This window comes from Tenuifilum sp., from assembly GCF_037481895.1.
Lineage (GTDB): Bacteria > Bacteroidota > Bacteroidia > Bacteroidales > Tenuifilaceae > Tenuifilum > Tenuifilum osseticum.
Genome location: NZ_JBBFKU010000002.1, coordinates 1 through 13,846, shown reverse-complemented (window position 1 = coordinate 13,846; position 13,846 = coordinate 1). Strand labels below are relative to the sequence as shown.

Here is a 13,846-nt window from a genome sequence, read left to right as displayed (position 1 = left end):
CTTTTGCTTTTTGCTTACTTCAAATTTATGAAATTCCCTTTGCAAATTCTAACAAAATCAACTATAAATTTACTTTAAAGTTAAGGCTGCTTGTATCATTTTGTTTATGTCAACAGACACCTCGTTTTGTCCATAGGTTTCTGCAATTGATGCCAGTTCCTGTAGGGTTTGAGCCGTTAGGCCAATGTCGTCCTGGTAGTATTGCTTCATCCTATCATCGAGTGATACGTAGTAGCGAAGTTTTTGTTCGCTAACCTTTGCATAATCCAGGGTCAACTTATTGGCTTTTTGAACCTCGTTCAGCTTGTAGTAACCCTCAATAATGCCAAACATAAAGAAATCGTAAGGGAATTTAGGATGAGGAAGAAGTTCCACTGCCCTGTCAAGTACTTTAAGAGCAGAATCCTTTTTACCCTCCTCAATTAGTTTTTTAGCCAGGCGCGAAAAGCTGTTACGAAGTTTTAAAACCATAGCAGTACGTTGCACGTTATGGTCAATAAACACATCGGGCTCATTTATTCTGCCCCAACGGAATCGGTTCATTAACCTATCATAAAGAATATCGCTATCAATCCTTGAAATATTAAGGTAGTCCGATGAGTTCGATTTTATTGGAACCAACCTGTAGGCAAAGCCTTCGTGCTGAAGGTAATCGGCAATGCCAATATCACCATCACCAAAAGGTGAAACAAAGTAAATGGGGCGCTCCCAATTATTGTTTGCAATAATATCAAGAATGGCCAAGGCGCTTTTAGTAATATACTGCCCCTTGAGCGTCCATTCCATGGTATCGACAATCAAGCTGGCGTCCTTTTCTTTTACGGTTCCGCTCGACAGCACTTTAGACTTATCAACAGTAAGCTTTATCTTGTTAGTAGGTAAGTAATCGAGGGGCTCTTCGCCAGGGATTCTATATTTTTTTGCAGGGTCATCGCTTAAAACGAAATCCATGAGCTGTTTAAGCTCAATCGGTTCGTTTAGCCGGTTTATAATGTAAACCACATCGCGGGTTCCCATTACATACTGGTCGTGTTTCATGGAAATTGGCACGGGTGCTGATTGGTAGCACTTCATTTTCATCTGGTCAATATACCAGTCGGTACCCAGCAGGCTAAGGTTAACAATTCTAACATCGGTACGGATACCTTCCACCTCCTGTGCATACCAAAGCGGGAAAGTATCGTTATCGCCATTGGTGAACAGGATTGCATTGGGCTCGCAGGAGTTTAGGTAGTTGTAAGCAAAGTCGCGTGCAATGTATCGACCGGAACGGTCGTGGTCGTCCCAGTTTTCGGTTCCCATGATCACCGGCACAACCAGGCAAAGGGTTGTAGCAGCAATTGCCGATGGTGTTTCGGAAAGTTTTTTACGGAACCACTCATAAACAGCAAGAACACCAAGACCAATCCAAATGGTAAATGCGTAGAATGAACCAGCATAGGCATAATCGCGCTCACGTGGCTGAAGCGGGTATTGGTTCAGGTACATAACAATGGCTATTCCCGTAAGGAAGAACAACATGAATACAACCCAGAAATTCTTTTTATCCTTTTTGACCTGAAGCTGGAAGTATATACCCAGCAAACCCAGTATTAGGGGGAGGAAGTAGTAAGTATTACGCGATGGGTGGCTTTTCATATCGTCGGTCAGGTTGTCCTGGCTACCAAGGAAAATGGCATCGATAGGTTTGATACCGCTAATCCAGTTTCCGTTTTCAACACCTCCATGGCTCTGAACGTCATCCTGACGGCCCACAAAGTTCCACATGAAGTAACGAATGTACATGTGGCCAATCTGATAGCGGAAGAAGAATAAAAGATTTTCGCCAAAGGTTGGCACATATCGGGTTTCGGTTCCACCGTCACGGGTGTTCACCTGAACGGGTTTTCCCTGTATATTAGCCCACTTCTTGTATTCTGCCACATGGTCGGGTTGGTTGCTATACATACGTGGGAAAAGAGTCTTGAACCTATCGTCAAACTCGTACTTTGTTTTCAGGTACCCCCTTACGTACTTACCGTCTTCAGGTATCCATGTTTCTAAGTCCTTACTGTCAGTAACAGGGGCATTGTAGTACTGTCCGTAGAACAATGGTCTATCGCCATACTGTTCGCGGTTCAGGTAGCTAATAAGCGAAAAGGCGTTCGATGGATTATTCTCATTAATGGGTGTATTGGAATAGGCCCTTATTAGTATCATCATGTACGATGAGTAGCCAATTAGTATTACGGTTACACCTACCAGAACGGTATTAAGAATTACCCTACCTTTTTTATGGCTATAGTAAATACCATAGGCAAGGGCTCCAAAAAGTAAAACAAAGTAAAAAAACAAACCTGAGTTATAGGGTAAACCAAATGAGTTAACAAAAAGAAGGTCGAACCATGAGCCAAACTTAAAGGTTCCGGGAATAATTATGTATAGAATACTACCTAAAATAATTGCTGATACTGCAAGGGTTGTCAGAATCCCGTTTCGGGTAGTTTTGAACTTTCTGAAGTAGTATATAAATGCTATGGCCGGGATTGTAAGTAGATTTAGCAGGTGAACGCCAATTGATAAACCCATGACGTAAGCTATAAAAATTATCCATCGGGTTGAGTGCGCCTCGTCGGCCTGCTCCTCCCACTTAAGGATTGCCCAGAAAACAAAAGCTGTAAATAACGACGACATGGCGTAAACCTCTGCCTCAACGGCAGAAAACCAAAAGGTATCGGAAAAAGTGTAGGCAAGGGCGCCAACTGCTCCACTACCCAGAATGGCAATTAGCTGACCAGTGGAAGTTGCGTAGCTATTACCAACAATTAGCTTGCGGGCAAGGTGGGTTATAGTCCAGAAAAGAAAAAGTATGGTAAATGCGCTTGCTAAAGCCGACATGGAATTAATAAGCGCTGCAACCTTTGTTACATCTGGCGCAAAGAGAGCAAAAAGGCGGGCAATCATCATAAAAAGAGGTGCTCCCGGGGGGTGACCAACTTCGAGTTTGAACGCCGTGGCAATAAACTCACCGCAATCCCAAAAACTTGCTGTGGGTTCTATGGTTAACAGGTAAACTATTGCCGATATTGCGAACACAATCCATCCGACAATATTGTTGGCTCTACGGAAATTGCTCATGATTTATTTTTTTATTTTGACAATTGTTTATTGCAGCTTACAAGAAAGCAAATGTAGAATATTTTGTTTTACCCTGATTACCAATTTGCAGTTTTTAAGCCTTACGCTAAAATTACCCTTTTTTATATCTGCCTTTCTTGTTGGTTTTTATCCTAATTCAATAAAATACTGGATGAGCTGTAAAATCTGTTAGGCAACCTCTACTTTAAAATAATCGTAAAATGGACTATGTTTGTATATTGTAAATTTAAGAAGTATGGATTGGAAGGATAAACTAAATTTTGCCTACTCAACCAACCCTGACTATAAGCCCAACGATGAAGATGATAATACGACCCGGGAAGTTGTCCCTCCATCGAAACAACGGCTAATTGTAGGAATTGAACGCAAGAATAGGGGAGGGAAGTGTGTTACCATTGTAAAAGGGTTTGTTGGTTCCGACGATGAAATCGAAAAGTTAGGCAAAACACTAAAAACACGGTGTGGAGTTGGCGGAACCGTAAAGGATGGCGAAATCATTATTCAAGGCGAAATAAAACAAAAAGTGGCCTCAATTTTGCAGGAACTGGGTTATAGGGTTACCATTTCAGGGTAGGTTTATGCGTACTAAAATTATTATCATAGGATTTTTGTTTTTTGCATATCGGCTTTCACTGGCTGATACACTTACCGTTATGCAGTATAACTTAATGTATTACGACAAGGAATACAGCGACTGTAATGCTACAAATAACAATGTTGATGCTAAGGATGGCTATCTACGCACTATTCTAAACCATGTAAAACCCGATATCCTTTCCGTAAACGAGGTAAACGATGCCATTGCTAGCGTTGAGCGAATAAAGACAAATACCCTTAATTATGGTGGTGAAACCCGCTACAAACGAGCTAATTTTAGCGGCAGCTTTCTGGTTAATATGATTTACTATAATTCTGAAAAACTGGAGCTGAAGTCGCAGGATGCAATAGCCACATCGCCACGCGAAACAAACGTTTATAAGTTTTACCTTAAAACATCGGGTTTGGTAAATGGCGACACAATTTTTCTTTACCACTTTGTTACCCATCTCAAAGCTGGAAGTTACGAATCCGATGCACAGCAGCGCGCCGTGGCGGCCAATTCTATAATGAGTTACATATCAACCAAAAACATTAAGGGGAACGTAATACTCTCGGGCGACATGAACCTATACAGCGCCTCTGAGGGCGCATTTGTGGCTTTTACTACTCCGGTTGGTTCAAACAATTTCCGCTTTTACGACCCCCTAAATGCAGTGGGCAACTGGCACTCGAACTATAGCTATCGCTATGTTCATACACAGTCGACCCGAACAGTTGCTAGCGAGGGCTGCTTTTCAACCGGAGGGCTGGATGACCGTTTCGACTTTATTCTTTCCTCAAGCGATATTCTTGCTGGTACCAGCGGTATTAAATTTTATAGCTATAAAACCCTTGGCCAGGATGGGAATCGCTACAACAGTTCCATTACAACGCCCGCTAATACAAGCATTCCAACGGATGTGGCAAATGCACTATACGGGATGTCCGACCACCTACCCGTTGTGATGAAGGTCACTTATTCATCGGCTCCCACTCATGTAAATATTGAGAAAAATCAGGTAAGTATTCTGTATAATAATCCGGTTTACAATACCCTTAACGTCCAAATCCTTGAAAACACATCAATCAAGGCAATAAATGTTTACAACCTGTTGGGTAATTGCATTCTTAATTTAATTCCTGAAAGCAATCCTCAAAAAGTTGACGTTGACCTTTCAGGTGCTCCTACTGGCGTTTTACTAGTTGAGGTAAGGTTAAATGACGGTAGGAAAAAAACTATAAAAGTGCTAAAGCAATAAATGATGATAATCAATATGTTTAATAAAAAAATCTACTTTGTTACTTTAATACTGCTAATTTTAATAAATGATTCAAAAGCACAGTACTATCAAACAGGAGTAGAGCCATTTAAAACCGATTGGAAAAAGAGAGTATATAAAAATATCAGGTTGATATATCCTGCCGAAGCCGATAGCTTAGCCAATCATTACCTTTCCGCTTTAGCTAAATCCGATAGCCTTAACGATATAGATTACAATCAAGGGACAAGGAAAATAGATGTTGTGCTTCACCCAAACACTGTTTTATCCAACGGATTTGTTGCCTGGGCCCCGCGCAGGATGGAACTTGTAACCCAACCCGATGCTGACGGAGATGCATTGCTTTGGCACAAAGCCCTATCCATACATGAGATGCGTCATGTGAAACAAATGTATGCGCTGAATAGCGGGTCTACCAAAGTGTTATCGTGGTTGTTTGGCCAGCAGGCCGTTGGTTTTGCTTCATCGTTTGTACACCCATGGATTTTTGAAGGCGATGCCGTTTGGGCTGAAACAAATTATACATTTAGCGGAAGGGGACGCTCAGCAACATTTTTTAACCATTACTACGCCCATTCAGTATCAAAGCAAAAACCTTATACTTACGATAAATGGCTTTTGGGCTCTTACAAAGATTTTATTCCAAACCATTACCAGTTTGGCTATCAGCTTGTAAGTTTCATTAACCAAAAGTGGGGATCAACTACTATTCCCAAAACGTACGGGTACGTTGGTCGCTATCCATTCACGTTATTTCCTACCTATCTAAGTCTGAAAAAGTTTACAGGTCAGTCAAGGAAGAGTATCTACCAAAAAGCGTTTTCTTACAACGATTCGCTTTGGCTTGTCGATTATGCTGAACATTACGGTAACGAGATGCCTAAAACTGTTAAGGAGGATTTTAAAAATTTAATATACCCCTATCCGCTAACTGATACAACCACAATTGTATATGTAACATCGCTTAGCGATACACCCCATTTTGCTGTTTTGGATAAAAGAGGGGGAATTAAAAAGATAGTGAGTACTGGCATACTAATTGGCCAACCATCGTACAACGACAGCCTTATTGTTTGGACGGAATACCACCCCCACGCGCGCTGGGAATGGATGAGCAGTAGCGCCATCAAGGTTTTTAATATTAAAACAAAACGGTTGAACACAATACCGGCTGGCCGATACCATTCCCCCATTATTGACAAGGATAGGATTATCTGCATTGAATATAGCTCAAATGGACAATACAAGTTGGTTGGTATAAATTTTCTAGGAGAGAAAAGTACTTTGTTGAATTTTGAAGGAGGATATGAAGTACAGCAAATTTGTTTAGATACTAAGGGGAAAAATATTTATGGCATTGCGGTAAACGAAACCGGCAAAAAAATATTTAAAGTAGATTCTGCATTAATTTTCGATATTGTTTACAATGCAGCTTATCGCGATATCAGAACACTTGCTTGCGATGGCTCAAACCTATTTTTTACTTTTACTGACGGTTACACTGAAAGTATATATAGATATGATATACAGAATAATATAGTATATAAAATAATTAACATACCATTTAACTCATCGTATCCAACCTATAAAAATCATCAGCTATATTATGCTCACTATACAGCAAATGGCTACCGAATTGCTTTTTTAGATGATATTACAAGTAACAGAAAAATAGTAGATAATATATCATCATATAATGAAATAGTTAAAGTAAACCCAACAACAATTCACGATAATTATGGTATAATTCAAACAGAATCAACCGAATATAATGGATTAAAAACATTGGTAAACATACATAGCTGGTTTCCATTTTACACAAAGCCGCTAAACGACCCTGCCAATATTGAGGATGAAACCAACATTTATCCCGGAATAACGCTACTTTCACAAAACTTAACAGGATCAACCCTTTTTAATGCTGGTTATGGGTATGGCAAAACTCACCTGTTATTTGCAGAGTTAACCTACAATGGACTTTGGCCTGTTTTTAGATTAAATATTGAGAAAACCGATGCAACTGCAAGCCTTTACCGAGTAACACAGTTTTACCCTGAAAATAGGGATTACTATAAAAAGGCAGAGTTTACTTCTATTTTACCATTTACTTTAGGTGAAAGCGTTTATAGCACATCATTACAACTATATAACAAAACTATATTTAGCAACAGTTATCTATACCGCGAGAGTATTGATGCATATCGCTCAGGCTTAATTACCAATGAGTTTGGGTTTGCTTTTTACTCGTTACGACGAATGGCTCATAGGGATTTACAGCCTAAAACGGGCTTAATTTTTAATACAGGACTACTGACAACTCCTTGGGATTACGGCAATCTTCCCAATTTGTGGTATAGTCAAGCCAAGATTTTCTTGCCCGGATTGCACAGCAATCAAGGATTTGGAATTACACTATTAGCACAAAAACAGAACATTAAGTATATATACCTAAATAACAAGGTTAATTTTCCTGCTTTTTACACTTCAAGACCTTCAACACGATTCACAGGGATGTATTTTAATTACTTAATGCCCATTGCTTATCCTGATTTACCCATAAGCTCACTTGTTTATGTAAAGCGTATATCGCTTAACCTTTTCGCCGAATTTGCAAAAAACAGCTATAAAACCTACCAATTATTTGAATTAGTTACTTTAACCGAAAATTTACAGTCCATAGGTTTTGATGCCATTGTTGATTTTCATTTATTCAGAACATGGTATCCTTTCAGGATTAGGTTTACTCAGGCATTCAATGGTTCCGATTTTAATCCTTACTCAAATATTGTTTTAACTATCAATTTATATTCTACCTTTGCCAGACCAAAAATGTAGTTCGTTTTTCAATGTTTTTTGGTTAAGGATTTTTGTCATGTTAAGCGAAGCGAAACATCTCAAAACCTAGAAAAATAGATTACTTCTGATTTACTCAGGATGGTAATGGGAGTGTCTGTCTTGATATCTAAACCACATTGGTTGTTAGGTAGATAATTAGAATGTTTCCCCAATTTGAGTAGTGTTGGATTAAACCTTTATGGTTTAATTCCGTAATAAAATTTATGAGCAAGAACGAGCTAAAAAATCAAATCCGGAAGGCTATTAAGTCGCATAGGCTATTACTGGATCCTTTCTTGGCAAGGGAAAGGGCGAGTTATGTATTTGCAGAAATTGAAAGCATGGAGCAGTTCCAGAAAGCAACGACTGTTCTAGCATTTTGGTCGTTACCGGATGAGATAAATACACATGACTTTGTTATAAAATGGGCAGCCATCAAGCGAATGGTTTTGCCCGTAGTGGTTGGTGAAGAATTGGAGTTGAGGCTATTCAACGGAGTTGAAAACATGGAGAAGAGTGGTGGTTTTGGTATAATGGAGCCCAAAACCGGCAGTCTAGTTAACCCCGATGAGATTGATTTTGCCATAATTCCTGGTGTTGCATTCGACCGAAATGGGAATAGGCTTGGTAGGGGGAAAGGTTACTACGATAGAACCCTCCCTTTACTCCGCAATGCAGTTAAAGTAGGCATAGCCTATGAGTTTCAAATAATCGATTCAGTTCCGGTTTCGGAACACGACATTCCTGTTGACCTTGTGGTTAGCAATTAAAAGCTGATTTTTATGATTGGAGGATTTAGGAGGGCACTTACACTCGGGTTACTTATTTTAACCCTATCGGTAAAGATTTTAGCACAAATTCCTAATGGTTACTACGCCACGGCCGAAGGGAAAACAGGTGCTGAGTTAAAAACTGCTTTGTACAATATCATAAAGAACCATACGGTAATATCGTACGATGGGTTATGGACAGCCTTTCTGTACACCGATAAGAAAAGCAATGGAAAGGTATGGGACATGTACTCCGATAAACCCGGCCAAACACCACCTTACGAGTATATTTTTGTTACTGACCAGTGTGGAAATTATAATTCCGAGGGCGATTGCTATAACCGAGAGCATTCGTTTCCCAAGAGCTGGTTTAACGATGCATCTCCCATGTATTCTGATTTGTTTCACCTTTATCCTACCGATGGTTATGTAAACAATAGGCGCAGCAATTTTATTTTTGGTGAGGTTACATCTGTTACCTGGACATCGCTTAATGGAAGCAAGTTAGGAACCTCTTCTGCTTCCGGAGCAACATTAACAGTATTTGAACCCATTGACGAGTATAAGGGCGATTTTGCCCGTACATACTTTTACATGGCAACCCGGTACGAAAACTTAATTGCAACTTGGGCAAGCTACAATACTGAAGCCAAAGCCATACTCGATGGCACCACCTACCCTGCATACAAGCAGTGGTATATTACTTTACTGCTCAAATGGAATCAGCAAGACCCGGTAAGCCAAAAGGAGATTGACCGGAATAACGTAGTGTATTCCAGCTACCAGCATAATCGTAACCCATTCATCGATCATCCAGAGTATGCTCAGTTAATTTGGGGAAGTTCAACACCAATTACATTCACAAGCACGCCTATTACTTCTGCCACCGTTGGGGTGACTTATACATACAGTATTACAGCAAACGGTGGAAATGGAACACCACTAACCATTTCGGCAACGCAAAAGCCAACATGGCTTACTTTGACAGCCACAGGTAATGGAACAGCAACCCTAAGCGGTACACCAGGCCAGGAAAATGTAGGTGGCAATCAGATAACCTTAAAAGCTACCGATGGAGTTAGTGAGACACAACAAACATTTACCATAACAGTAAGTTTGCCTGTTGCCCCTATTCAGTTTACCTCAACGCCCATAACCACGGCAGTTGAAAATCAGCTTTACACATATAATGCTACAGCAACTGGCGGAAATGGGGCATCATTAACCATTACGGCAACACAAAAGCCAGCATGGCTTACATTAACCTCAACCGGAAATGGTACAGCAACCCTAAGCGGCACCCCCGATCATAGTAATATTGGAAACAGCCTGGTAGTTCTGGCTGCAACCGATGGAACCAACCAGGTTACACAAAGTTTTACAATAAATGTAAGTGCCTCCGGAAACTCAAAGCCTTTAATAACCAATGTTAACATTACCCCAGCATCGCCTGTAACCCGACAGGCCATAACTATTTCCGCAAACATAACCGATAGCGACGGCAGTGTTGCAAAGGTTATCTTAGGTTGGGGCGTTACTGCTGGCAACTTGAGTAATACCTACGAAATGCAGTTTGAGAATGGTGTATACAGTGCACCCATTGCTTCGCAAACGAGTCCGGGAACAATCTATTTTCAGCTTGAGGCAATAGATAATTTACAGGATACCGCCTACTACAACGGATCGTTTACAGTAAGTCTCAATCAAGTACCAACCATTTCTAGCGTTTCACATACCCCAACAAACCCAACTTCAGCCGATGCGGTTACAGTAACCGCAAACGTAAGCGACCCTGAGGGCCGATTAGGAAATACTTTCCTACTTTGGGGTATAACAGAAAGCAGTTTGATCAATCAGCTACAGATGAGTGGCACTAACGGAGTGTATACCTCGGTTATTCCAGCAAATCCATCGCAAACAAGCGTTTACTATAGGGTTAAGGCATACGATGCCGAGGGGCAACAAACTTTAAGTAGTATTAGTAGTTACATTGTTAATCCAGCTACCGAAATACGAACTGAAACCAGCAAGCAATTTTTGGTTTTTCCCAATCCGTTTAATGCTTTTATACTAGTTGAATACCCTTCAACTGATAGCTACTCGGTTACTTTTACAAATCTTATAGGACAGGTAGTTTATAGTAAAACGAGAGTAACCGGTAACCTACGAATAGATTGTAGTGATTTACAAAGCGGAATCTATGTTCTAACCATCAAAAGTGATTATGGCATAGTAACTCAAAAAATGATTAAACGATAAGCATTTAATGGCTTTATACTAGCAACCGAACTGCAGTTTTTAGTAACCCATTAAAATTTGAGTAACTATTTCAATGTCGTTAAGTTAACAAAAATATACATGCCTGTCATCCTGAGCGCAGCGAAGGATCTATAATTAACCCCATGAGATGTTTCGCTTAGTTCAACATGACAATAGCTTCACGAACAACTAACAGCGCTTCCAGCCCCGTAGGGGCGAAACATTTGTAACGCCAGCCTACAACCACATGTATTGCGATGCAAGCAATGACATTCCAAAGAGCAAGGGTGTAACATTGCATCGCAAAAGTAATGCACTGCAAAGAGCCTTTTACATGTTCTTTCTTGTCTTGATACAAGAAAGAACCAAAGAAAATCAAGGCTGAAAAGCCCGACCCGATGGGTACCCCGCGGGTGGAACTGCCACGCGATACTATTCGCCACGTCTGCAGCGTGGCTCATATGGTATCGCTTACTAGACCCACCGCAACGTTCCACCCTCGACCCATTTCCGGGTCAGGCTTTTATGCCTCTGCCTGCATTTTCCGCTCTATTCCCTCTAAGGGAAAAGGCTGGGGTAGGTCGTTTTCCATATTCAACCTAGATGCCCCCTCCAAATCTCCCCTGAGAGGGGAGACTTTAGCCCTGCAATAAGGTCTCCTAAATGCTTCGCCCCTCTCCTATCAGGAGAGGGGAGGGGGTGAGGTGATTTCCCCTACCAACGAACAACGTTTCCAGCCCCGAAGGGGCGTAATATTTGTAACACCATGACTATTTCCACATGTATAGCGATGCACGCAATACATTTTCCAAAGAGCAAGGGGAAAGCATTGCATCGCAACAGAAAAGCATGGCAAAGAGCGATTGTCATAAAACCAATCAAAAGGGATTAAGGGAGATAGAGATGCTTCGACTAGCTCAGCATGACAAAGTGAGCGAAGGAGCCAATGGTGTTGTTATTCAGAGCTAGTCGAGGAATCTGATTAAATAGTGAATGAAAGTATAATGAGATGCTTCAGCTAAGTATATCCCGATAAATCGGGACTCAGAACGACAGCATAATGTTTCGCTAGTGCGCAACATGACAAATAACCTTAACTAAACAACATTGGTAACTTTTTTCTGCCTAGTTAAGCTATTAGGTAACACTTACTGCTTTTTGCTATTCTTTAGTTCCCTAGAACATCAACGTTTATTAAATCATTTTTAATACAACTGTTTACTTGTTTTCATTTTTTCCGTATATTGCTATAAATTGACTTTAGTGTTAAGGATTAGCATCATATCGGCAATACTGACCTTTGCCATGCTATTCAATAGTGGTTTGGCACAGAATAATTCTATTGATAGTCTTAACAAAGCATTACAAAAGCAAGAATCGGATTTGAATAGGTACAAAACGCTAACCGAGTTAGCCATAGCCTATTCCGATAGCAACTACGAGAAAAGTTTAAATTACTGGAAAAGTGCTTTAAGCCTAGCGAACAAGTTGGGAAAAAGGGAGCTTGTAGCCAATGCGTACCATCAAATTGGCTTTAGCTACATGAAAATGGGTGAGTTTCGGTTGTCGCTTGAAAATTTGGAAAACGCAGGAACTATATATAAGTACCTTGACAGCACTAAGTCATATGCCGGGATACAAAACGACATGGGCCTTATTTACCGTAATTGGGGTAAATATGATAAAGCCCTTGAGCACTACTTGAATGCATTGGATTTATATAGGAAAATAGGAGATATTGAGGGAATTGGAATTGCTTCGAATAGTATAGGGCAAATTCATTTTTACAGGGAAAACTATCCTAAGGCCATAGAATTTTTCAATGAATACTTGGAAATTAACGAGGCAAAGGGCAATTCCAGAGCAGTAGCTGGGGCATCGAATAATATTGCTAGTGCGTACATGGAACTTGGAAAGTACGATGATGCCTTGGAGTACTTTCTTAAATCGCTTCATATTTATGATTCATTAGGGATATCAATAGGTGTAGCAATAATTCAGGATAATATCGGTTCACTTTACTTTAAGCAAAACCTTTTGGATAACGCTTTGCTTTACCACCAGAATGCACTTGAAATATTTCAATCGCTTAAAAGCGTAACCAGGGTATGCTATACCCAAAAAAATATGGGGCAGGTTTTGCTTGCACAAGGAAAAGTTGAACGAGCAATAAATATGTTTCAGGAATCGTTGAATAAGGCTAAGCAGATTGGTTTAAAGGATGTTGAAAGTGATTGCAATAAGTTCCTCTCCGAGTGTTATGTTAAAACAAATAACTTTCAAAAAGCATATAGCTACCTGCTTGACCATATCACCATTAAGGATTCCATTTTAAACTCTGAAACCCTTCAAAAAATTGAAGAGCTGCAAGCCCAATACGAAAGGGATAAAAAGGAGCAGGAAATTAACGCTATGAACTCCAAGCTGAAAGCTCAACGTTTAAACCTTTTTATAGCATTTGGGTTTAGTGTTGTGTTTATAAGCCTATTCCTGTTGGTGGTAATTGAAAATAGAAAAAAGAAAAGGGCTTTAGTAAATCTGGAGTTGCTCCGAAACCATTTATTCCAAAATATCTCCCAAAACCTTTGTAACCTGCAGATGGTGAAAAACAGCTACGAGGTTGAAGGATATTTTTCTGCTTGGTGGGAGGCTAAAATCAAAAAAGTAGATGAAAAACCAAACTTTTTTTATTTTTCATATAAAAATTCACTACTGAACGACTAAAAAAAATAGGGGCTATTTCCCGAAGGATTCACCCCAAGTTGTAAGTTTGTTTTTGCGAAGCAAACGTAACAACATGGACAAAAGTACAGAAATAAAATTTGTCGGACAGCCGATATTTAAACAAGTAATAGGACTTATTGATGCAATAAGCATCAAAAGTATAATAAACAAGCACAATGCCGATTATTATTATAAAGCATTTAAAGCAAAAACGCAATTAGTTACCATGCTCTTCGGTATCATCAGCCGATGCGATTCGAT

The 13,846-nt window shown here is 40.0% G+C and carries 10 protein-coding genes; 9 read left to right on the top strand and 1 reads right to left on the bottom strand.

Going from position 1 to position 13,846, the window contains the following annotated elements; translation table 11 throughout:
• Nucleotides 1-69: 69 nt before the first annotated feature.
• Complete coding sequence (locus tag WHS63_RS00695; protein WP_445203445.1) at nucleotides 70-3,117, bottom strand: glycosyltransferase family 117 protein; 3,048 nt, start codon at nucleotides 3,115-3,117, stop codon at nucleotides 70-72.
• A 256-nt stretch (nucleotides 3,118-3,373) separates the two neighbouring features.
• On the opposite strand from WHS63_RS00695, the gene WHS63_RS00690 reads away from it, so the two are divergent.
• From WHS63_RS00690 to WHS63_RS00650, 9 genes are all read left to right on the top strand, one after another.
• Nucleotides 3,374-3,712: a translation initiation factor gene (locus WHS63_RS00690; protein ID WP_369490627.1), complete on the top strand. Its 339-nt coding sequence runs from the start codon at nucleotides 3,374-3,376 to the stop codon at nucleotides 3,710-3,712.
• Nucleotides 3,713-3,791: 79 nt separating this feature from the next.
• Entirely contained in the window at nucleotides 3,792-4,976 is a 1,185-nt protein-coding gene (locus tag WHS63_RS00685) for a T9SS type A sorting domain-containing protein (protein WP_445203444.1), read from the top strand.
• A gap of 15 nt (nucleotides 4,977-4,991) precedes the next feature.
• Nucleotides 4,992-7,832, top strand: a complete 2,841-nt coding sequence (locus WHS63_RS00680) for a hypothetical protein (protein ID WP_445203443.1) — start codon at nucleotides 4,992-4,994, stop codon at nucleotides 7,830-7,832.
• 224 nt (nucleotides 7,833-8,056) lie between these two features.
• Nucleotides 8,057-8,602, top strand: a complete 546-nt coding sequence (locus tag WHS63_RS00675) for a 5-formyltetrahydrofolate cyclo-ligase (RefSeq protein ID WP_445203442.1) — start codon at nucleotides 8,057-8,059, stop codon at nucleotides 8,600-8,602.
• A 12-nt stretch (nucleotides 8,603-8,614) separates the two neighbouring features.
• On the top strand, nucleotides 8,615-10,861 hold the full coding sequence (locus WHS63_RS00670; protein ID WP_445203441.1) for an endonuclease: 2,247 nt from the start codon (nucleotides 8,615-8,617) through the stop codon (nucleotides 10,859-10,861).
• 398 nt (nucleotides 10,862-11,259) lie between these two features.
• A complete protein-coding gene (locus tag WHS63_RS00665) occupies nucleotides 11,260-11,514 on the top strand; it encodes a hypothetical protein (RefSeq protein ID WP_445203440.1) in 255 nt (84 codons plus the stop codon).
• 127 nt (nucleotides 11,515-11,641) lie between these two features.
• Entirely contained in the window at nucleotides 11,642-11,830 is a 189-nt protein-coding gene (locus tag WHS63_RS00660) for a hypothetical protein (RefSeq protein ID WP_445203439.1), read from the top strand.
• Nucleotides 11,831-12,124: 294 nt separating this feature from the next.
• Nucleotides 12,125-13,585, top strand: coding sequence for a tetratricopeptide repeat protein (locus tag WHS63_RS00655; protein WP_445203438.1), 1,461 nt, complete (start codon nucleotides 12,125-12,127; stop codon nucleotides 13,583-13,585).
• Nucleotides 13,586-13,658: 73 nt separating this feature from the next.
• Nucleotides 13,659-13,846: DUF4372 domain-containing protein (locus WHS63_RS00650; protein WP_445203437.1), on the top strand; the 188-nt coding region annotated here is incomplete at its 3' end.

Bases quoted from the DNA above. Each gene is read 5' to 3' on its own strand.
- WHS63_RS00695 (WP_445203445.1), bottom strand. From the start codon at position 3,117: ATGAGCAATTTCCGTAGAGCCAACAATATTGTCGGATGGATTGTGTTC.
- WHS63_RS00690 (WP_369490627.1), top strand. From the start codon at position 3,374: ATGGATTGGAAGGATAAACTAAATTTTGCCTACTCAACCAACCCTGAC.
- WHS63_RS00685 (WP_445203444.1), top strand. From the start codon at position 3,792: ATGCAGTATAACTTAATGTATTACGACAAGGAATACAGCGACTGTAAT.
- WHS63_RS00680 (WP_445203443.1), top strand. From the start codon at position 4,992: ATGTTTAATAAAAAAATCTACTTTGTTACTTTAATACTGCTAATTTTA.
- WHS63_RS00675 (WP_445203442.1), top strand. From the start codon at position 8,057: ATGAGCAAGAACGAGCTAAAAAATCAAATCCGGAAGGCTATTAAGTCG.
- WHS63_RS00670 (WP_445203441.1), top strand. From the start codon at position 8,615: ATGATTGGAGGATTTAGGAGGGCACTTACACTCGGGTTACTTATTTTA.
- WHS63_RS00665 (WP_445203440.1), top strand. From the start codon at position 11,260: ATGGGTACCCCGCGGGTGGAACTGCCACGCGATACTATTCGCCACGTC.
- WHS63_RS00660 (WP_445203439.1), top strand. From the start codon at position 11,642: ATGTATAGCGATGCACGCAATACATTTTCCAAAGAGCAAGGGGAAAGC.